The organism is Agromyces sp. H17E-10, from assembly GCF_022919715.1.
Lineage (GTDB): Bacteria > Actinomycetota > Actinomycetes > Actinomycetales > Microbacteriaceae > Agromyces.
In genome coordinates, this window is record NZ_CP095042.1 from 4,150,738 (window position 1) to 4,169,046 (window position 18,309).

The 18,309-nt window shown below is 68.7% G+C and carries 22 protein-coding genes; 12 read left to right on the forward strand and 10 right to left on the reverse strand.

What is annotated here, in order from left to right; genetic code table 11:
• Positions 1 to 62 precede the first annotated feature (62 nt).
• On the reverse strand, positions 63 to 665 hold the full coding sequence (locus MUN74_RS18730; RefSeq protein WP_244854112.1) for an HdeD family acid-resistance protein: 603 nt from the start codon (positions 663 to 665) through the stop codon (positions 63 to 65).
• 210 nt (positions 666 to 875) lie between these two features.
• Here MUN74_RS18730 and MUN74_RS18735 point away from each other — a divergent pair, with 210 nt between their 5' ends.
• The 3 genes from MUN74_RS18735 (at position 876) to MUN74_RS18745 (ending at position 4,693) form a co-directional block, all read left to right on the forward strand.
• Positions 876 to 3,251, forward strand: a complete 2,376-nt coding sequence (locus MUN74_RS18735) for an ATP-binding cassette domain-containing protein (protein WP_244854113.1) — start codon at positions 876 to 878, stop codon at positions 3,249 to 3,251.
• A 30-nt stretch (positions 3,252 to 3,281) separates the two neighbouring features.
• Entirely contained in the window at positions 3,282 to 3,944 is a 663-nt protein-coding gene (locus MUN74_RS18740; protein WP_244854114.1) for a pentapeptide repeat-containing protein, read from the forward strand.
• Positions 3,945 to 4,042: 98 nt separating this feature from the next.
• The gene (locus MUN74_RS18745) at positions 4,043 to 4,693 is read left to right on the forward strand and encodes a hypothetical protein (protein WP_244854115.1); all 651 of its coding nucleotides are present in this window, start codon (positions 4,043 to 4,045) and stop codon (positions 4,691 to 4,693) included.
• Here the strand turns inward: MUN74_RS18745 and MUN74_RS18750 are convergent.
• Positions 4,674 to 5,267: a hypothetical protein gene (locus MUN74_RS18750; protein ID WP_244854116.1), complete on the reverse strand. Its 594-nt coding sequence runs from the start codon at positions 5,265 to 5,267 to the stop codon at positions 4,674 to 4,676. The two genes, MUN74_RS18745 and MUN74_RS18750, sit on opposite strands and share 20 nt — an antisense overlap.
• Between MUN74_RS18750 and MUN74_RS18755 the strand changes: the two genes are divergently transcribed.
• The 4 genes from MUN74_RS18755 to MUN74_RS18770 all read left to right on the forward strand — a co-directional run bounded on the left by MUN74_RS18755 (position 5,250) and on the right by MUN74_RS18770 (position 7,454).
• Complete coding sequence (locus tag MUN74_RS18755) at positions 5,250 to 5,666, forward strand: MarR family winged helix-turn-helix transcriptional regulator (RefSeq protein WP_244854117.1); 417 nt, start codon at positions 5,250 to 5,252, stop codon at positions 5,664 to 5,666. The two genes, MUN74_RS18750 and MUN74_RS18755, sit on opposite strands and share 18 nt — an antisense overlap.
• A gap of 64 nt (positions 5,667 to 5,730) precedes the next feature.
• On the forward strand, positions 5,731 to 6,123 hold the full coding sequence (locus tag MUN74_RS18760) for a hypothetical protein (RefSeq protein ID WP_244854118.1): 393 nt from the start codon (positions 5,731 to 5,733) through the stop codon (positions 6,121 to 6,123).
• A 280-nt stretch (positions 6,124 to 6,403) separates the two neighbouring features.
• Positions 6,404 to 6,772 (forward strand): DUF805 domain-containing protein, encoded by a 369-nt coding sequence (locus MUN74_RS18765; protein ID WP_244854119.1) that lies wholly within the window; start codon positions 6,404 to 6,406, stop codon positions 6,770 to 6,772.
• Positions 6,773 to 6,884: 112 nt separating this feature from the next.
• Positions 6,885 to 7,454 (forward strand): dihydrofolate reductase family protein, encoded by a 570-nt coding sequence (locus MUN74_RS18770; protein WP_244854120.1) that lies wholly within the window; start codon positions 6,885 to 6,887, stop codon positions 7,452 to 7,454.
• Positions 7,455 to 7,521: 67 nt separating this feature from the next.
• Here the strand turns inward: MUN74_RS18770 and MUN74_RS18775 are convergent, their stop codons facing one another.
• The 4 genes from MUN74_RS18775 to MUN74_RS18790 all read right to left on the reverse strand — a co-directional run bounded on the left by MUN74_RS18775 (position 7,522) and on the right by MUN74_RS18790 (position 9,688).
• Positions 7,522 to 7,863 (reverse strand): YciI family protein, encoded by a 342-nt coding sequence (locus MUN74_RS18775; protein WP_244854121.1) that lies wholly within the window; start codon positions 7,861 to 7,863, stop codon positions 7,522 to 7,524.
• On the reverse strand, positions 7,860 to 8,747 hold the full coding sequence (locus MUN74_RS18780; protein ID WP_244854122.1) for a serine hydrolase domain-containing protein: 888 nt from the start codon (positions 8,745 to 8,747) through the stop codon (positions 7,860 to 7,862). Before MUN74_RS18780 ends, MUN74_RS18775 begins: the two co-directional genes overlap by 4 nt.
• A complete protein-coding gene (locus tag MUN74_RS18785; RefSeq protein ID WP_244854123.1) occupies positions 8,744 to 9,217 on the reverse strand; it encodes a GNAT family N-acetyltransferase in 474 nt (157 codons plus the stop codon). Before MUN74_RS18785 ends, MUN74_RS18780 begins: the two co-directional genes overlap by 4 nt.
• A gap of 114 nt (positions 9,218 to 9,331) precedes the next feature.
• Positions 9,332 to 9,688 (reverse strand): hypothetical protein, encoded by a 357-nt coding sequence (locus MUN74_RS18790; RefSeq protein WP_244854124.1) that lies wholly within the window; start codon positions 9,686 to 9,688, stop codon positions 9,332 to 9,334.
• Between the two features lie 75 nt (positions 9,689 to 9,763).
• On the opposite strand from MUN74_RS18790, the gene MUN74_RS18795 reads away from it, so the two are divergent.
• Positions 9,764 to 10,528: an SDR family NAD(P)-dependent oxidoreductase gene (locus MUN74_RS18795; protein ID WP_244854125.1), complete on the forward strand. Its 765-nt coding sequence runs from the start codon at positions 9,764 to 9,766 to the stop codon at positions 10,526 to 10,528.
• A gap of 16 nt (positions 10,529 to 10,544) precedes the next feature.
• Here the strand turns inward: MUN74_RS18795 and dhaM are convergent, their stop codons facing one another.
• The 3 genes from dhaM to dhaK are packed head-to-tail and all read right to left on the reverse strand — an operon-like array spanning position 10,545 to position 12,915.
• Positions 10,545 to 11,246: a dihydroxyacetone kinase phosphoryl donor subunit DhaM gene (dhaM, locus tag MUN74_RS18800; protein WP_244854126.1), complete on the reverse strand. Its 702-nt coding sequence runs from the start codon at positions 11,244 to 11,246 to the stop codon at positions 10,545 to 10,547.
• Positions 11,247 to 11,248: 2 nt separating this feature from the next.
• Positions 11,249 to 11,896, reverse strand: a complete 648-nt coding sequence (gene dhaL, locus MUN74_RS18805; RefSeq protein WP_244854127.1) for a dihydroxyacetone kinase subunit DhaL — start codon at positions 11,894 to 11,896, stop codon at positions 11,249 to 11,251.
• A 17-nt stretch (positions 11,897 to 11,913) separates the two neighbouring features.
• Entirely contained in the window at positions 11,914 to 12,915 is a 1,002-nt protein-coding gene (dhaK, locus tag MUN74_RS18810) for a dihydroxyacetone kinase subunit DhaK (protein WP_244856502.1), read from the reverse strand.
• 206 nt (positions 12,916 to 13,121) lie between these two features.
• On the opposite strand from dhaK, the gene MUN74_RS18815 reads away from it, so the two are divergent.
• Both MUN74_RS18815 and glpK read left to right on the forward strand, forming a co-directional pair.
• On the forward strand, positions 13,122 to 13,889 hold the full coding sequence (locus tag MUN74_RS18815) for an MIP/aquaporin family protein (protein WP_244854128.1): 768 nt from the start codon (positions 13,122 to 13,124) through the stop codon (positions 13,887 to 13,889).
• Positions 13,890 to 13,978: 89 nt separating this feature from the next.
• The gene (gene glpK / locus MUN74_RS18820) at positions 13,979 to 15,493 is read left to right on the forward strand and encodes a glycerol kinase GlpK (RefSeq protein ID WP_244854129.1); all 1,515 of its coding nucleotides are present in this window, start codon (positions 13,979 to 13,981) and stop codon (positions 15,491 to 15,493) included.
• 104 nt (positions 15,494 to 15,597) lie between these two features.
• Here glpK and trpD read toward each other — a convergent pair whose 3' ends face one another.
• On the reverse strand, positions 15,598 to 16,650 hold the full coding sequence (gene trpD, locus MUN74_RS18825; protein ID WP_244854130.1) for an anthranilate phosphoribosyltransferase: 1,053 nt from the start codon (positions 16,648 to 16,650) through the stop codon (positions 15,598 to 15,600).
• Positions 16,651 to 16,782: 132 nt separating this feature from the next.
• Between trpD and ctaE the strand changes: the two genes are divergently transcribed.
• On the forward strand, positions 16,783 to 17,427 hold the full coding sequence (ctaE, locus tag MUN74_RS18830) for an aa3-type cytochrome oxidase subunit III (RefSeq protein ID WP_244854131.1): 645 nt from the start codon (positions 16,783 to 16,785) through the stop codon (positions 17,425 to 17,427).
• Between the two features lie 50 nt (positions 17,428 to 17,477).
• The gene (gene qcrC, locus MUN74_RS18835) at positions 17,478 to 18,272 is read left to right on the forward strand and encodes a cytochrome bc1 complex diheme cytochrome c subunit (RefSeq protein WP_244854132.1); all 795 of its coding nucleotides are present in this window, start codon (positions 17,478 to 17,480) and stop codon (positions 18,270 to 18,272) included.
• The last annotated feature ends 37 nt before the right edge of the window (positions 18,273 to 18,309 follow it).

Here is an 18,309-nt window from a genome sequence, read left to right on the forward strand (position 1 = left end):
CCGGCCCCGGAGCATCCGGGGCCGGCCTTCTCGTTGTTCATGCGCGGCGCACCGCGCGTTCGTCAGGCGGTCTTGACGCCCTTGCCGAACGTGAACGCGCGCACGATCTGGATGATGCCGAGCACGATCAGGCTGATGCCGATGATCCACCACAGCACGACCACGTAGAGCGGCGAGAACAGCAGCACGATGCCGGCGACGATGCTCAGGATGCCGAAGAAGATCGCCCAGCCCTTCGACGGCGCGTCTCCGAGCTGCGCGAGCGCGACGATGCCCTCGACGATCCACAGCACACCGATGAGGATGCCGAGGAAGATGCCGAGCACGACGGCGCTCTCGGTCGGGTTCGAGAGCGCGACGACGCCGCCGATGATGAAGAGGAGGCCGAGGATGATGTCGAGCGTCCTCGCTCCGCCCGAGATGCCCTTCGAGAAGATGCCGAGGCCGAGGTAGGCGATGCCCGCGATGAGCAGGTAGATGCCGAGGATGACGGTGAGGACGACTGCCGAGTCCTTCGGCCAGAACGTGATGAGGAGGCCGACGATGAGCGCGACCGCGCCGCTGATGCCCAGCGTGGTGCGGACCGTGTTGATCGCCGACTTCGACAGTTCATCGGCGTCGAGCGAGAACGTGGCGAAGAACCCGGTGGGCTGCGGTGAAGACATGTCCTGTCCTTTCAGGGGGTGAACCGTGCCCGCCAAGGCTATTGCCGAACCCAGTCTGGGTATCGGATGTGAACCCGCGCGTCGCAATGCGACCGCGCGCGTCGGTGACGTAGCGGTATCGGTCACGAATCGAGAAGCGTCGACGAGGATGCCGCGGCTAGCGTGACCCGCATGTGCCTCATCGTCCGCGCCCGTGAGAATCTAGACCACATGGCCACCGAGAAGAACGCGACGAACCCCGCCGACCGTCATGAACGCATCAGCGTGCGCGGTGCCAGGGAGAACAACCTGAAGAACGTCGACGTCGACCTGCCGAAGCGCAGGCTCACGGTGTTCACCGGCGTGTCGGGCTCGGGAAAGAGCTCGCTCGTGTTCGACACGATCGCGGCCGAGTCGCGTCGACTCATCGACGAGACCTACAGCGCCTTCGTGCAGGGGTTCATGCCCTCGGTGCCGCGCCCCGACGTGGACGTGCTCGAGGGCCTGACGACCGCGATCCTCGTCGACCAGGAGCGCCTCGGCGCCAACCCGCGTTCGACGGTCGGCACCGTCACCGACGCGAACGCGATGCTGCGCATCCTGTTCTCGAAGCTCGGCGATCCGTACATCGGCGGACCCACGGCGTTCTCGTTCAACATTCCGACGCAGCGCGCGAGCGGGGTCATGACCGGGCCGGGCGGCGAGAAGAAGATCGTGAAGGACGCCATCTACCTCGGCGGCATGTGCCCGCGCTGCGAGGGCCGCGGCTCGGTCTCCGACCTCGACCTCTCGCAGATCGTCGACGAGTCGAAGTCGCTCGACGAGGGGGCGATCATGGTGCCCGGCTACACCGCCGACGGCTGGATGGTGAAGGGGTTCTCGCAGTCGGGCTTCTACCCGGCCGACAAGCCGATCGCGCAGTTCACCGAGAAGCAGCGGCACCTCTTCCTCTACGGCGAGGTCACGAAGGTCAAGATCAGCGGCATCAACATGACCTACGAGGGGCTCATCCCGAAGCTCACGAAGTCGATGCTGTCGAAGGACCTCGACGCGCTGCAGCCGCACATCCGCAGCTTCGTCGAGCGGGTGGCGACCTTCGCGAGGTGCCCCGAGTGCGACGGCACCCGGCTCACCGAAGGCGCGCGCTCGTCGAAGATCGACGGGGTCAGCATCGCCGACGCGTGTCGGATGCAGGTGACCGACCTCGCCGACTGGGTTCGCGGGCTCGACCGGCCCGAGGCGGGGCCGCTGCTCGAGGCGCTCGGCGCGAACCTCGACGCCTTCGTGACCCTCGGACTCGGCTACCTGAGCCTCGAGCGTCCGTCGGGAACGCTGTCGGGCGGCGAGGCCCAGCGCATCAAGATGCTGCGCCACCTCGGCTCCTCGCTGACCGATGTCACGTACGTCTTCGACGAACCGACGATCGGGCTGCACCCGCACGACATCCAGCGCATGAACACCCTGCTCCTGCAGTTGCGCGACAAGGGCAACACCGTGCTCGTCGTCGAGCACAAACCCGAGACGATCGCGATCGGCGACCACGTCGTCGACCTCGGCCCGGGTGCCGGCCGAAACGGCGGCGAGATCTGCTTCGAGGGCACCGTCGACGGACTCAAGGCGAGCGGCACGCTCACCGGGCGCCACCTCGACGACCGCGCCTCGCTCAAGCCGGCCGTGCGTACCCCGAACGGCGCGATCGAGATCCGCGGCGCGAGCGAGAACAACCTCGAGGGCGTCGACGTCGACATCCCGCTCGGCGTGCTGACGGTGGTGACCGGCGTCGCCGGCTCGGGCAAGAGCTCGCTCATCCACGGGTCCGTCGCACGACGCGAGGGCGTCGTCTCGATCGACCAGGGGGCGATCAAGGGCTCCCGCCGCAGCAACCCGGCGACCTACACCGGGCTGCTCGAACCGATCCGCAAGGCCTTCGCGAAGGCGAACGGCGTGAAGCCGGCGCTCTTCAGTGCGAACTCCGAGGGGGCGTGCCCGACTTGCAAGGGTTCGGGCGTCATCATCACCGAGCTCGGCTTCATGGACACGATCGAGACGCCCTGCGAGGACTGCGGCGGCAAGCGGTTCCAGGCCGCCGTGCTCGAGTACAAGCTGGGCGGACTCGACATCACCGAGGTGCTCGACCTGCCCGTCGCGCGTGCCCGGGAGTTCTTCTCCGACGGCGAGGCGAAGATCCCCGCCGCCGCGAAGATCCTCGGTCGGCTCGAGGACGTCGGGCTCGGGTACCTCACCCTCGGCCAGCCGCTCTCGACGCTGTCGGGCGGCGAACGGCAGCGCATCAAGCTCGCCATCGCGATGGGGGAGGAGGGCGAGGTGTACGTGCTCGACGAGCCGACCACCGGCCTCCATCTCGCCGACGTCGAGAACCTGCTGGGCCTGCTCGACCGCCTGGTCGACTCGGGCAGATCGGTGATCGTCATCGAGCACCACCAGGCCGTGATGGCGCACGCCGACTGGATCATCGACCTCGGGCCCGGAGCCGGCCACGACGGCGGTCGCATCGTGTTCGAGGGTGTCCCGGCGGATCTCGTCAGCGCACGCTCGACGCTCACCGGCCGACACCTCGCGGACTACGTCGGCGCCGCGGCATCCTGACCCGACGTCCGCACGGAAGGAGCACCAGCCGTGGCCAAGACCGACCGGCCGATCGCCCCGCGCATCGAGGAGATCGTGCTGGTCGACCTCGACGACGGCGCCGTCGCGGAGCTCACGGCAGGCGCCAGGGTCGAGGCGCGCCGGTTCACCGACATCGATCTGGCCGGGCGTGATCTGAGCGGGATGCGGCTCGACGAGTGCGAGCTGTCGGGGGTGTTCGCCCATGAGGCACGGCTCCGCGGGACGGTGCTGCGGGACGTCGTCGTCGAGCGGCTCGAGGCACCGGTGCTGCACGCGCCGTACCTCGACCTGCGCGACGTCTCGGTCACGTCATCGCGGCTCGGTTCGGTCGAGTTCCACGACGGGCGTTGGCAGTCGGTGCGGTTCGTCGGCTGCAAGCTCGGCTTCGTGAACCTCCGCGGTGCCGAGATCCGCGACGTGCGCTTCGTCGACTGCACGATCGACGAACTCGATCTCGGCAACGCGAGCGCCGAACGCGTCGCCTTCGACGGCAGCGAGATGCGCGCACTCGACGTCACCGGGGCGCGGCTGCGCGACGTCGATCTCCGGGGCCTCGACCCCGCGGTGATCGACGGCATCGCCGGCCTCAGCGGTGCGACACTCGACGCACTGCAGGTGGCGATGCTCGCGCCGCACCTCGCGCGACATCTGGGCATCAGGGTCGTCGGCTGAAACCGCCTCCACCGTCGCATCGAGGTCGCCATATGCCACTCATCCGATGATCGAACTCCACGCCCCTTCTCGGGGCGGCTCGAAGTAGCCTTGCGGTCATGGCCACCGACGCCCTCCGCGACGATGCACGTCGCTTCTCCGATCGTCGACGCGCGTGGCTGCTCGGCGGTTCATTGCTGCTGGCCTCCACCATCGTGGACTTCGTCGTGCGGCCATGGCTCTTCGCGATGCCGGGCTCCCGGCTCGTCGGAGAGGTCCTGTATGCGCTCGCACTGCTCGTGTTCGCCTTCGGCCTTCGCGGGCAGGGCAGCATCACGGCTCGCCGCCCGCTCGGCACGACAGCGCTCGTGCTGCTCGCGGTCTGGGGCTTCGCTCACGAGGTCGTATTCGGCCTCGTGCCGATCGACCCGTCGAACATGGGCCCCGCTCAGGTGCTGGGCACCACGCTCTCGCTCCTGCAAGGCGCAATAGCGCTCATCGCCGTCGTGCAGATCGGACGTGCGCACGCGGTTCAGCGGCCGTGGAACTGGGCGCCGGCCTGGGTGCTGGGCGCCGTCGCGGCGAGTACCGTGCTCCAATACCTCGTCTTCGCCGGAGGCACCGAATCGCAGGAGGTCCTCGGTGCCGTCGTGGCCGTCGACCTCCTCGCACGTGTCGGTGGCTCGACCTTCCTCGGCGTCCTTGCGATCGTGCTGGCCAACTGGCCGGCACCCACACGGACCGTCTCGATCATCGACTCGGAGTCGTGACCCCGGGCCGTTCGTCGACCGCGCCCGGGGCGACGGGTTGCTTCTCCTGCCGCTCACAGTGCGACGGCCACCGCCACGACCAGACGGTCAGCCCGACCGTCAGCACGATGACGATGACCCCGAGCGGCACGTGCAGAGCGACGAGCGAGCGGAATCCGGCGAACGCCTGCAGCGACATCAGGCCGAGGAGCCCGATCGAAGCGCCGATCGGCCACCGCGGCGAACGGCTCACGATGCGAGCGACGATCGTCGTCGCGATGCCGACCATCAGCGCGATCCCCGAGATCGTCGCCATGTCGCGATGCAGGTCGAACGCCGCCGGCGCCCCGCCCATGAAGAGGCCCGCCAGCACGGACTGCCCGAACATGAGCGCCGCAGTGACGGTCCATGCCCATCGGAGGAGCCGGATCGACCATCGAGGAGCATGCGGCAGAGCAGCGGTTGCGGTCGACATGAGAGCACCGTAGCAATTAGATCCATTTGAATCAATCCCAGATGGATCTATCTGTGCGATGATCGAGCCATGAGCGAACGCGGGGGAGAGGACGCCATCGGTGTGGCCGTGCTGTTCCATCAGGTGTATGCCGCGGCGACCGAGCGTCTCGATGCCATCCTGCGCCCCATGGATCTCACAGCCCGCCATCTGTCGGTGATGTTCTTGATCAGGGATGGTGTGCAGACCCAGCGCGACCTCGTCGCACGACTGGGCATGGACAAGACGGGGATGGTCCGAACCGTCGACGATCTCGAACGCCAGGGCTTCGTCTCGAGGACACCGTCGGCGATCGACCGCAGGGTCGGCATCCTCGAGCTCACCGACGCAGGCCTGCAAGCCCTCCGAACCGCTCAGACTCACACCAGGGGAGTCGCCGACGAGTTGTTCGCCGCTGTCAGCGCCGACGAGCTCACCGTGCTGAAGTCGACGCTCGCTCGGGCGCTCGAAGGCCTGCGGGCATCGAGCGAGGGCGGGTAGCGCCGGGGGAGTTGCTGGCGAAGTCTTCGCCTCTCCGTGCCGCTGAGCGCGCATAATCGATTCCATGGGATCGGAGCACGCCTCGGTCGTCCTCGCCGTTCTCGGCTGGTGGTTCACCGCACTGTCGACGCTGCTGGTCGTCGTCTGCGTTCTCGCGAGTCGTGGTTCGATCCACGTGAACCGATACTTCGGGCTCAAACTCCCGGCGCTGCTGCAGAGCGATTCCGCCTGGCGGAAAGGTCACGCTGCAGCGATCGTTCCATCGGCCGCCATGGCGGCAGTCGGCCTGACCTGCGCGATCATCGGAATCAGGGGTCAATCGGCGCGTTCGTCATCGGCGTCGCGTGGTCGGCCGCGACGCGCGCTGCGCGCGCCATCTCCAGGTGATCGCGCAGATCGAATCGGCCTCACGGCCCATTCGGCAGGAGCGCCGATAATGCACATTATGTCGGAATAGAATGCAAAGACGCTCTGGCGTCGGTCGGATTTCACTCCTCCTAACCGACTGCTCCGCGAGGATCTGGTGGTCCGCTGACTCTGGTTCAACCCAAGGCGGCTCTGCGCGAACGCGACTGGACGCCGCGTTGCCCTAGCATCGGCGTGTGACATATGTCGGTACAGCCCATCGGGTTGAACTGCCTTGGCCAGGCGCGTCGCTCGGGCGGGCCATGAGCAGGTTCGCGGCCGGTGCGTTCCGTCTCCGGGGCCGGGCAAGTCGAAGCGAGTACTGGTGGTGGATGCTCGTCAACATCGTTGTACTGGCGGTGACGCTCGTGCTCGTACCGGCGCTCATCTCTGGACCGGCGACACAGCAATCGCTGATGGTCGGCCCATTCGGTTCGTGGCTCTTTGCAAGCGTGGCGTTGTTCAGCACTCCTTCGCCAGAGGTCTCCAACTCGTCGTTCGTCGCGTTCTCATTTTTCTGCGCGGGAGTGTGGCAATGGGTTACCGTTCTCCCCGGCTTCACAGTGGCGGTGCGCCGCCTGCACGATTCGAACCTGTCCGGATGGTGGGTGCTGCTGGCGCTCATCCCTCCGGGTCCGTTCGTCCTGCTCCTTCTCGCCCTCCGGAGATCGCGATTCGAAGGCACACGCTTCGACGACTAGTTGGCATTTTCGCGGCGCCCGTGGCCGGTCCCCGCCCGTTCCAAATCGCCTCGCCATCTGCCAGATTGAGTGGACGTGCCGAGTGCGTGCGCCATCAAGGGAGAGCAACGGGATGAGAACGCTTCGATACTCGATCAACGTCACGCTCGACGGCTGCTGCCATCATGAGGCGGGTCTCCCGCCTGACGAGGACTCGATGCGATACTGGGCCACCGAGATGGAACAGGCCGATGCACTGCTGTTCGGCCGGGTGACCTACGAGATGATGGAGTCGGCGTGGCGGAAACCCGCCACGGGCGCCTGGCCCGACTGGGTGGACGAGCTGCAGCGCCCGTTCGCCGAGGCCATCGATGGCGCGAAGAAGTACGTCGTGTCGAGCACGCTGGAGACTGCCGACTGGAATGCCGAGCTCCTGCGCGGCGACCTCGAGCAGGCGGTGCGCCGGCTCAAACAGGAGCTGGGCGGGCGACTGTGGGTCGGCGGTGTGACGCTCCCCCGGGCTCTGGCCGACGCAGGACTGATCGACGAGTACGAGTTCCTCGTGCAGCCGGTCCTCGCCGGGCACGGCCCGACGTTGCTCGCAGGCCTGCGCGAGCGCATACAGCTCGAGCTCGTGGACCGGCGTGAGTTCAGGTCAGGAGCGGTGGCCATGCGCTATCGGCCCACGCGAGGCACCGCGTGACGCGATTCCGCCGGCTTGGTCGACTCGACCCTCGACTCTCCCCCAAGCGCCACCAGAATCGACCGCGTCAGCTCTCGGGGTCGTACTGGAACGCACGCACCTCTTGCGCACAACGGCACGCGGCCGCGATCTTCGCCGCCCAGGCGAGCGCCTCATCGCGACTCGTCAGCTCGAGCACCGTGTAGCCGCCTTCGATGCGCTCGGTCTCGGGATAGGTCCCCTCAGTCACGGTTCCGCCGGCGTCGACCCGGACCGGCGGCACGGTCTCGTCGATCCCGCCGCCGAAGACCCACACCCCGGCGGCCTTCGCCTCGCGCACGACCTCGTGCGCGGCATCCGCGACGGCTTGCATCTCTGCGGCGGCAACCTGCATCGCACCGCTGGGAAACGAGATCAGGTACTTCGTCATCGAACTCTCTCCTCGTTCGCGAGCACCGTCGCCGCGATCACGGCGAGGCGGTTGTACTGCTCCTCTTCGTGCGCCGTGATCGTCACGACGGCGTCGCGCGCGTCGTCGACGACCACGAACTGGCCGTATCGTCCGTCGAGTCGCCAGCATTCACCCGGGCCGTCCCAGACCGCGAGGCCGTATCCGGCGGACGATCCGCCGTAGCCGGTGTCGATCCACGACCGGTGCATTCCGTCGACCCACGCAGCGTCCACGAGCTGCGACGAGCCCCATCGACCTCGGTCGCGCAACAGGCGCCCGATTCGTGCGAGCTCCTCGGTGCGGAGCTCGAGCCCCGATCCGCCCATGATCCAGCCGAGTGGGCAGCGGTGCCACTGCGGATTGTGGATCTCGAGCGGGTCGAACAGTCGCAGCATGAGCCAGTCGCGAACGTCGCCCACGACGGCGCCGAGCATGCGCATCGCGACGTAGGTGCTCGCGTCGGTGTACTGGAAGGCCGTGCCCGTGCCGACCGCGGGCCGGCGAAGCACCTCCTGTGCGAGATCGGGCCAGGGAACGGGTTCGTGCGAGAACCACACGAAGTCGATGCCGCTCGTCATCGTCAAGAGGTGCCGCAGAGCGACTCGCTCGACGCCGTCCCCCAGGCTGACCGACGGCAGCAGCTCGCCGACGGTCGTGTCGAGCGACAGCAGGCCCTCGTCGACGGCGATGCCGGCCGCGAGCGCCGAGACGCCCTTCGACGCCGAGTAGACGTTCACGCGGTCGTCGCTGCGCCAGCGATGCTCCGCGACGTCGTCGCCGACCAGCACGTGGAGTCCGTACGCCCCGAGACGTTCGGCGTCGACTTGCGCGATGATCTCGTCGCACACCGACGCCGCGCTCACAGCGCCTTCCGCATCTGCTGGGTCGTGACCTCGTAGCCTGCCGAGTCGTAGAGTCCGATCGCGACGGCGTTGCCGCCGAACACGTTGAGCTCGAGCGCTGAGGCGCCGGCCGCCCGGGTCGCAGCCTCGACCGCAGAGAGGAGCGCACGGCCCAGCCCGCTCCCCCGACGCGTTTCGAGCACCTCGATGTCGTAGAGGAACGCCACCTCGGGCGTGCCTCGGGGATGGTCGAGCCCCACCCAGGCACGGCCGACCGGGATGCCGTCGTCGTCGACGCCGCGGAGTACGAGCATCCGACGCGTGGCCAGCCCGTCGGGAAGCAGCCGCGCATTCTCGTCGAGCGCGCGCTCCACCGCACCGTCGCGAGACCAGTTGCCCGCCGACACCTGCTCCTCCGCGTACTCCTGCGCGATCGCGAGCTGCCATTCGTCGAACTCGGACTCGGTCATCGGCCGCACGTTCACCGTCATGTCAGTCATGCTGACACGACCCGACGACAGCCGCGACCGTCGGCGCGACCACGATGGTGTGCGCCGCTCCCCCGAGCGGCGCACTCCCCCGATCCCCCCGGTTGTTCCCCCGGCTCAGCCCGTGGCTTCAGCCTCGGATTCGGCTTCGCGTTCCTCGTAACGCTCGAGCCGCCGACCGGTCGCCGGCATGCCGAGCTCATTGAGCGGACCGGCCGTCGACCGCTCGGGCAGGCGCTCATCGGTCGGACAGGTCATGACGATGTTGCCGTTCGCGTCATCGAACGTGTGTTCGAAGATCGGGCGCCCGCACACGGGGCAGGGTCGCTCCTGCAATTCCCGCTCGTCGGCCTGCTCGGTGCCCTCGGTGATGGGCGGTGCGCCGAAGATCGGCTCGAGTGCGTTGTCGACTCGATCGAAGAATCTCGTGAATGCGTTGCCGTCGTCTGGGCGGCTCGCCGCGTCGCGTGCCATACGGGAGATCGTACGCCCCGAGGCATCCTCATCACCAGAGGCGCGCGCGGGCCGCGCCGCGCCTAGGCTGACGGTATGACGGATGCCTCGCTCCCCCGCCCGGTCACGATCGTCACCGGCGCGAGCCGGGGCATCGGCGCCGCGATCGCCGAACGGCTCGCGGCAGAGGGGCACGACCTCGTCATCACCTATCGCGATCGCGCGGCCGACGCCGACGCGGTCGCACGCCGCTGCACCGCGTCCGGCTCTCGCGTGCTCGTGCTCCAGGTCGACCTGGCCGACCTCGACGCGGCGGCCTCGGTGGTGCCCGCCGCGATCGACGCGTTCGGCCGGGTGACCGGGCTCGTGAACAACGCGGGCATCACCGGCAGGATCGGCCCGTTCCTCGACGTCGCCCTCGACGAGGCCGAAGCGGTGTTCCGCATCAACGTCGTGGCTCCGCTCCTCATCACGCAGGCGGCGATCGCGCACATGTCGACCGATCGCGGCGGGTCGGGGGGTTCGATCGTGAACATCTCGTCGGGCGCCGCCAAGTCGGGTGCCCCCAACACCTACATCCCGTACGCCATGAGCAAGGCCGCCCTCAACGCCCTCACCACCGGAACATCGAAGGAGTTCGGCCCCGTCGGTGTCCGCGTCAACACCGTGTCGCCCGGTACCACGAGAACCGAGATCCACGCGTCGGGCGGCCGCCCGCAGGCTGCAGACGAACGAGCGCCCGGCATCCCGATGCGGCGGGCCGGCGAACCGCACGAGATCGCCGGCGCGGTCGCATACCTGCTCTCCGACGACGCCGGCTACACCTCGGGCGCCGACATCCGCGTGGCGGGCGGCAACTGACCGGCCGTCGCCCGGCTCAGGACTCGCCGAAACCCGACCGCGCCAGCTCGGCGATCGCTTCGACCGCGTCCGCCGCGTCCGCGTCGTCGCTCGCGATCTCGAGGCTCGCGCCCTTCGTCAGCCCGAGCGACATGATGCCCAGCAGGCTCTTCGCGTCGGCACCGTTCACCGTGATCCGCTGCGGGTAGCGCGCCGCGAGCTTGACGAGCTCGGCGGCCGGACGAGCGTGCAGGCCGTCCGCGTTGACGAGGGTGACCGTGCGCGCATATCGGGATGCCTCGGGGCCGGCGCCCTCCGCAACGGACGGCGCTCCGCCGGCTGCCGTCGGGTGTTCGCCGCGTGCGCTCTCCGCCGCTCGCACGACCGCATCGAGCTCGTCACCGGACTCGGCCGCGACCGCCGCCGCGACGGCGCCCTCCACGAGCGGCGCATCGGCGATCCTCGTGCGGGCGCGGGCCTCGTCGTCGAGGAAGTCGAGCACGGTCTCCGCCGTGAGGATCGCCGATCCGAGGTCGCAGAGCACGACCGCGCCGGCGCCCGAGTCGGCCTCGGCGACGGCAGCGGCGACGAGATCGAAGCTCGTACCGATGCGGCCGTCGTCGGTGCCGCCCGCCGGCACCAGCGCGACGGTCGGCGCCATCTGCCGCGCGAGCTTCGCAAGCCCCGAGGCGATCTCCGCAGAGTGCGAGACGAGGACGAGCCCCACCGTGCCGCCCATCGTCACGCCCCTGCCGCGCCGTCTGCGGCATCGGCGGCCGCGCGCAGCAGCAACGCGCTCGACTCCGCGCCGGGATCGCGATGGCCGGCGGAGCGTTCGCCGAGGTAGCTCGCACGCCCCTTGCGGGCGACGAGCGGCTCCGTGGCCACGGCGCCCGCCTCGGCCGCGGATGCCGCAGCGTCGAGCACCTCGGTCGCGTCGGCGCCGGCCGCCGCGACCGCAGCCGCCGCCTCGACGGCCGGGGTCCAGGCGTCGACCATCGTCTTGTCGCCGGGTTCGGCCTTGCCGCGGAGGACGATGCCGTCGCGAGCGGCCTCGAGGAGGCTCGCGATCGCGGGACCGTCGAGCGAGTCCCGCCCCGCGACGGCGGCCGCCGCCTTGAGGTACGCCGTGCCGTACAGCGGCCCTGCGGCGCCACCCACCGTGGAGATGAGCGTCGTGGCGACGAGCTTCAGCACGTCGGCCGGAACCGCACCCGCGGCGAGATCGTCGAGTTTCGCGGCGACCGCCTGGAACCCGCGATCCATGTTCTCGCCGTGATCGCCGTCGCCGATCTCGCGATCGAGCGTGATCAGCTCCACCCGGTGCTCGCCGATGCGCTCGGCGCTCAGCCGGGTCCAGTCCACCGCCCACGTGATGTCGAGGCCCACCGCCCCTCCTTCTTCCGTCACCGGCCCCAGCGGAGTGCAGCCGTCTGCACCGGGGCATCCCAGAGTTCGATCATCTCGTCGTCGAGCTTCAACAGGGTGATCGACATCCCCTGCATCTCGAGGGAGGTGATGTAGCTGCCGACGAGCGAGCGGGCGATCCGGATGCCCCGTGCCTCGAGCACCTCGACGGCGCGACGGAACGCGATGTACAGCTCGATCTGCGGCGTGCCGCCCATGCCGTTCACGAAGAGCAGCGTTTGCTCGCCGGACTCGTACGGCAGATCGTCGAGGATCGGTTCGAGCAGTCGATCGACCAGCCGGTCGGCGGGCTCGAGTCCGACGCGCTCGCGACCGGGCTCGCCATGGATGCCGATGCCGATCTCGATCTCGTCGTCGGCGAGCGTGAAGCTCGGCTCGCCCGCGTGCGGCACAACGCAGGGCGTGAGCGCGAGGCCCATCGAGCGCGCGGCCGCGTTCACCCGTTCGGCGATCGCGGCGACCTCCTCGAGGGAATCGCCCCGTTCGGCCGCGGCCCCCGCGATCTTCTCGACGAGCACCGTCCCCGCCACGCCGCGCCGGCCGGCGGTGTAGAGCGAGTCGCGCACGGCGACGTCGTCGTTGGTGACGACGGCACGCACCTCGATGCCCTCGGCAGCCGCCAGATCTGCGGCCGTCTCGAAGTTGAGCACGTCGCCCGTGTAGTTCTTCACGATGTGCAGCACGCCCGAGCCCCCGTCGACGGCCTTCGTCGCCTCGAGGATCGGATCTGGCGTCGGCGACGTGAACACGGCGCCGGGCACTGCGGCATCCAGCATGCCGAACCCGACGAAGCCCGCGTGCAGCGGCTCGTGCCCGCTGCCTCCGCCGCTCACGAGCCCGACCTTCCCGGCGATCGGCGCGTCCGCACGCACGACCCGGATCGGATCGACCTCCACGCGGACGAGATCCGCGTGCGCGAGTGCGAACCCCGCGACCGACTCGTCGACGACGCGCTTCGGGTCGTTGATGATCTTCTTCATCGTCACCCCTTTCCGTCTCCGCCAGGGGCATGTCGCGGCGCGGCGGCCCCGGCGCAGCGCTCCCTCCGCAAACCTACGCCCCGACCGCATCCCGCCGTAAGGCCGGTCCGCCAACTCGCGGCAGATCGTTCCCCCCGAAGGGGTCACGGCGCTATCGTGACAGACGAGCGGCTGCGACGGCGCACCGCCAACGAAGGGGGTTGCACATGAATCTCGGCACCATCTTCCTCTCGGAACTGGTCGGCACCGCCATGCTGGTGCTGCTCGGTTGCGGTGTGGTCGCGAACGTCGCGCTCATCCGCAACAAGGGCCACAACGGCGGGTTCCTCATGGTGAACATCGGCTGGGGCCTCGCGGTCTTCGCCGGCGTCATCGTCTCGTACGCCTCGGGTGCGCACATCAACCCGGCCGTCACGCTGGGGCTCACGGTCAACCTCCTCGGCGAGGGCAAGACCGAGTTCGTCCCGGGCGTGCCCATCGACGGCGCATCCATCGCGACCTACATCAGCGCGCAGCTGATCGGCGCCATCATCGGTGCCATCGTCTGCTGGCTGGCGTACAAGCAGCACTTCGACGAGGAGCCCGACGCGGCCAACAAGCTCGGCGTGTTCTCCACCGGTCCGGCGATCCGCTCCTACGGGTGGAACCTCATCACCGAGATCATCGGCACGTTCGTGCTCGTGTTCGTCGTCGTCGGCTTCGGTCGCAACGGCGACGCGTCCGGACTCGCGTCGCTCGGCGCGCTGCCGGTGGCCCTGCTCGTGATCGGCATCGGCGCGTCGCTCGGTGGACCGACGGGGTACGCCATCAACCCGGCACGTGACCTCGGGCCGCGCATCGCGCACGCCATCCTGCCCATCAAGGGCAAGGGCGGCTCGGACTGGTCGTACTCCTGGGTGCCCGTCGTCGGGCCCATCATCGGCGGACTCATCGCCGGCTGGGCGGCGCTCGTGCTGCTTCCCATCATCACGTGAGGCGCCCGGTCCCGTTCGTCGAACCGGCCAGTCTCCAGATCAACCACGTGCGCGCCGTGACTTCCTGCGCGCAGGAATGAGAGGAACCCATGCCCGACTACATCCTCGCGATCGACCAGGGCACCACGAGCTCGCGCGCGATCATCTTCGACAAGGCCGGATCGATCGTCGCGACCGGGCAGCTCGAGCACGAGCAGATCTTCCCGAAGGCCGGCTGGGTCGAGCACGACCCCGCCGAGATCTGGCGCAACACCCGTGAGGTGATCGGCCAGGCGCTCGGCAAGGCCGACCTCACCCGCCACGACATCGCCGCGGTGGGCATCACGAACCAGCGCGAGACGGCCGTGGTCTGGGACAAGCACACGGGCGAGCCGGTGTACAACGCGATCGTCTGGCAGGACACCCGGACGCAGCCGATCGTCGACCGGCTCGCCGCCGACGGCGGCGTGGAGCGCTTCAAGCCGAAGGTCGGCCTGCCGCTCGCGACGTACTTCTCGGGCACGAAGATCGTCTGGATCCTCGAGAACGTCCCTGGTGCGCGCGAACGCGCCGAGGCCGGCGACCTGCTGTTCGGAACGACCGACTGCTGGGTGCTCTGGAACCTCACCGGCGGCCACGAGGGCGGCGTCCACGCGACCGACGTCACGAACGCGAGCCGCACGATGTTCATGGACCTCGAGACCCTGCAGTGGGACGACGAGATCCTCGCCGCCTTCGGCGTCCCGCGCTCGATGCTGCCCGAGATCAAGAGCTCGTCCGAGGTCTACGGCACCGTCGAGCCCTCGAGCCTGCTGCGCGAGGTCCCGGTCGCGGGCATCCTCGGCGACCAGCAGGCCGCGACCTTCGGGCAGGCGGCCTTCGATCCGGGCGAGTCCAAGAACACCTACGGCACCGGCAACTTCCTGATCTTCAACACGGGCGAGGAGATCGTCCACTCGAAGAACGGGCTGTTGACGACGCTCGGGTACAAGCTCGGCGACGACGCTCCCCACTACGCACTCGAGGGGTCGATCGCGGTGACCGGATCGCTGATCCAGTGGCTCCGTGACAACCTCGGGCTGTTCCAGAGCGCACCCGAGGTGGAGGAGCTGGCGAAGTCGGTCGAGGACAACGGCGGTGCGTACTTCGTGCCGGCGTTCTCGGGGTTGTTCGCGCCCTACTGGCGACCCGATGCGCGCGGTGCCCTCGTCGGCCTCACGCGGTTCGTGAACAAGGGACACATCGCCCGTGCCGCGCTCGAGGCGACCGCGTTCCAGACGCGCGAGGTGCTCGACGCGGTCAATGCCGACTCGGGTGTCGAACTCACCGAGCTCAAGGTCGACGGCGGCATGATCGCGAACAACACGCTCATGCAGTTCCAGGCCGACATCCTCGGAGTTCCCGTCGTGCGTCCCGTCGTCGCCGAGACGACGGCCCTCGGCGCGGCGTACGCCGCCGGTCTCGCTGTCGGCTTCTGGGCGAACCTCGACGAGCTCCGCGCCAACTGGCAGGAGGACTCGCGCTGGGAGCCCGCGATGGAGCCCGACGAGCGCGAGCGGCGCCTGCGGCTCTGGAAGAAGGCCGTCACGAAGACCTTCGACTGGGTCGACGACGACGTGGAGTGACCGGTTCGCAGCGGGGGCCCGTGGAGTCCACGGGCCCCCGCTGCGTGCGTGCGGCGCGCCGACGGCTCGGCCAGGTGGGCGACCGAGCTCCCTAGGCGCCCCCGTCAGCGTCTGGTCGCCTCGATCCACTCGGCGAGCTTCGCGGCGGCGGCGCCGCTGTCGATGGCTTCTTCGGCGACCGCCATCTTGTCGCGGAAGCGGTCGAGGATCGGCCGCTGGAACTGACCCGGATCCTTCGCGAGGTCGAACGAGACGAGTCCTGCTGCGGCGTTGAGCACGACGATGTCGCGCACCGGCCCGCGTGCGCCCGCCAGCACGTCGTGCACGATCGTCGCGTTGTGCGCGGAGTCGCCGCCCATGAGCTGGTCGATGCTCGCACGCGGGATGCCGAGGTCGCGCGGTTCGAGGTCGTGCTCCTTCACCGTTCCGCCTGACACCTCCCACACGTGGGAGTGACCCGTCGTCGTCAGTTCGTCGAGCCCGTCGTCGCCACGGAACACGAGCGCCGTCGCACCACGGGTCTGGAACACCCCGACGATGAGCGGAACCCGGTCGAGGTGGGCGACGCCCACTGCTGACGCCTCGGGGCGGGCCGGATTGCAGAGCGGCCCGAGGAAGTTGAACACGGTCGCGATGCCCAGCTGTGCGCGCACGGGGCCCGCGTGCCGGAATCCGGGATGGAACGCCGCCGCATAGGCGAACGTGATGCCCGCGTCGTCGAGCACGGATGCAACGCGCTCAGGAGGGAGCGCGAGGTCGAGTCCGAGCGCCGCGAGCACGTCCGACGAGCCCGACGCGCTGCTCGCGGCGCGATTGCCGTGCTTGATCACGGGAACCCCCGCTGCCGCGGCCACGATCGACGCCATCGTCGAGACGTTCACCGTGCCGAACCGGTCACCGCCGGTGCCGACGATGTCGAGCGCCATCGGATCGGCGCGAAGCGGCACGGCGTGGTCGAGAACCGCATCTCGGAAGCCGACGATCTCGTCGACCGTCTCCCCCTTGATGCGCAGCGCGACGAGGAACGCCGCCAGTTGCGCCTCGGTCGCCTGGCCGGTCATGACCTGCTCCATGCACCAGGCGGCGTCCGAAACGCTGAGGTCTTCTCCCTGTACGAGGGAGTTCAGAATGTCTGGCCAGTTCTGGTGCGCGGGCATGCAGCCGATCCTATCGGCCCGATTCACGGCGGATTCCCGGGCGTTGCACAGTGCGACTTAGGGTTCCCTAACCACGAGGCCTGCGACACGACGGCCGATGATGACGAAAACTCCGCCGGGATTTCGGCCATAATGGGGAGCGTGACGAGCACCTCAATCACTTATCAGGCGAGCGCGCCCGTGATCAATCGACCGAACACCGTAGCGGTGGGCACGATCGTCTGGCTGGGCAGCGAGGTCATGTTCTTCGCGGGTCTCTTCGCGATCTACTTCACGCTGCGCTCGACGTCGCCCGAGCTCTGGGAGGCGCAGGCCGGTCGGCTCAACTTCCCGTTCGCGCTGACGAACACGATCATCCTGGTCCTGTCGTCGTTCACCTGTCAGTTCGGCGTGTTCGCGGCGGAGCGACTGCAGCCGTACGCGCGCGGCCCGTGGTGGAACCCCGCCAAGTGGGGCATGGTCGAGTGGTTCTTCCTCACGTACGCCATGGGCGCCATCTTCGTCGCCGGCCAGATCTGGGAGTACGCGACGCTGGTCTCCGAGGGCATCTCGATCAGCTCCGACTCCTACGGCTCGGCGTTCTACCTGACGACCGGCTTCCACGGCCTGCACGTCACCGGCGGTCTCATCGCCTTCCTCCTCGTCATCGGACGAGTGTTCGCGATCAAGAACTTCGGTCACCGTGAAGCGACCAGCGCGATCGTCGTCTCGTACTACTGGCACTTCGTCGACGTCGTCTGGATCGGCCTGTTCCTCGTCATCTACGTCTTGAAATAGTCCACCACCCGATGCGTCAGACCCGAAAGCCCGCGAACAGGAAGAACCACATGACCCGCCAGAAGCGTCGCACCGGCCGCCGGCACCCGCTCGCAACCGTCGCGCTCCTCGCCCTGGGCCTCGTCTTCACCGGCGGCGCCTACGCCGCACTGAGTGCCGGCACGGTCGCCCAGGCAGAGGGCGACCCGACGTCGCAGCAGACCATCGACGAGGGCAAGAAGCTCTTCCAGGCGAACTGCGCCACCTGTCACGGTATGAACGCGCAGGGTACCGACGACGGCCCCAGCCTCATCGGCGTCGGCGCGGCGGCGGTCGACTTCCAGGTCGGCACCGGGCGCATGCCCATGCAGATGCAGGGACCGCAGGCGCCGCAGAAGCCGCCGCAGTTCACCGACGAGCAGGTCAAGCAGCTCGCCTACTACGTCGCGTCGCTCGGGCCCGGGCCCGAGATCCCCGCCGACCACCTCGTCAACGGCGGCGGCGATGCAGCGAACGGTGCGGAACTCTTCCGCATCAACTGCGCGATGTGCCACAACGTCGCCGGCGCCGGCGGCGCCCTCACCGAGGGCAAGTACGCTCCCCCGCTCACCGAGGTCACGGGCGTCCACATCTACGAGGCGATGGTCACGGGCCCGCAGAACATGCCGGTCTTCAACGACCTCAACATCTCGCCTGAAGACAAGCGCGACATCATCACGTACCTCAAGTACGTCCAGGACAACCGTTCACCCGGCGGATTCGAGCTCGGCTCGCTCGGCCCGGTCTCGGAGGGCCTGTTCATCTGGATCTTCGGTCTCGGCACGATCGTCGCGATCACCGTGTGGATCACGGCGAAGTCCAACTAGCGGCAGCCCGGCACCGAAGAAGACTCAGAAGGAGAAC

What these genes read in the sequence shown, in the direction of transcription:
- MUN74_RS18730 (WP_244854112.1), bottom strand. Translation starts at nt 665, where the DNA reads ATGTCTTCACCGCAGCCCACCGGGTTCTTCGCCACGTTCTCGCTCGAC.
- MUN74_RS18735 (WP_244854113.1), top strand. Translation starts at nt 876, where the DNA reads ATGGCCACCGAGAAGAACGCGACGAACCCCGCCGACCGTCATGAACGC.
- MUN74_RS18745 (WP_244854115.1), top strand. Translation starts at nt 4,043, where the DNA reads ATGGCCACCGACGCCCTCCGCGACGATGCACGTCGCTTCTCCGATCGT.
- MUN74_RS18750 (WP_244854116.1), bottom strand. Translation starts at nt 5,267, where the DNA reads ATGGAACAGCACGGCCACACCGATGGCGTCCTCTCCCCCGCGTTCGCT.
- MUN74_RS18760 (WP_244854118.1), top strand. Translation starts at nt 5,731, where the DNA reads ATGGGATCGGAGCACGCCTCGGTCGTCCTCGCCGTTCTCGGCTGGTGG.
- MUN74_RS18765 (WP_244854119.1), top strand. Translation starts at nt 6,404, where the DNA reads ATGCTCGTCAACATCGTTGTACTGGCGGTGACGCTCGTGCTCGTACCG.
- MUN74_RS18770 (WP_244854120.1), top strand. Translation starts at nt 6,885, where the DNA reads ATGAGAACGCTTCGATACTCGATCAACGTCACGCTCGACGGCTGCTGC.
- MUN74_RS18775 (WP_244854121.1), bottom strand. Translation starts at nt 7,863, where the DNA reads ATGACGAAGTACCTGATCTCGTTTCCCAGCGGTGCGATGCAGGTTGCC.
- MUN74_RS18785 (WP_244854123.1), bottom strand. Translation starts at nt 9,217, where the DNA reads ATGACGGTGAACGTGCGGCCGATGACCGAGTCCGAGTTCGACGAATGG.
- MUN74_RS18790 (WP_244854124.1), bottom strand. Translation starts at nt 9,688, where the DNA reads ATGGCACGCGACGCGGCGAGCCGCCCAGACGACGGCAACGCATTCACG.
- MUN74_RS18795 (WP_244854125.1), top strand. Translation starts at nt 9,764, where the DNA reads ATGACGGATGCCTCGCTCCCCCGCCCGGTCACGATCGTCACCGGCGCG.
- dhaM (WP_244854126.1), bottom strand. Translation starts at nt 11,246, where the DNA reads ATGGGCGGCACGGTGGGGCTCGTCCTCGTCTCGCACTCTGCGGAGATC.
- dhaK (WP_244856502.1), bottom strand. Translation starts at nt 12,915, where the DNA reads ATGAAGAAGATCATCAACGACCCGAAGCGCGTCGTCGACGAGTCGGTC.
- MUN74_RS18815 (WP_244854128.1), top strand. Translation starts at nt 13,122, where the DNA reads ATGAATCTCGGCACCATCTTCCTCTCGGAACTGGTCGGCACCGCCATG.
- glpK (WP_244854129.1), top strand. Translation starts at nt 13,979, where the DNA reads ATGCCCGACTACATCCTCGCGATCGACCAGGGCACCACGAGCTCGCGC.
- trpD (WP_244854130.1), bottom strand. Translation starts at nt 16,650, where the DNA reads ATGCCCGCGCACCAGAACTGGCCAGACATTCTGAACTCCCTCGTACAG.
- ctaE (WP_244854131.1), top strand. Translation starts at nt 16,783, where the DNA reads ATGGGGAGCGTGACGAGCACCTCAATCACTTATCAGGCGAGCGCGCCC.
- qcrC (WP_244854132.1), top strand. Translation starts at nt 17,478, where the DNA reads ATGACCCGCCAGAAGCGTCGCACCGGCCGCCGGCACCCGCTCGCAACC.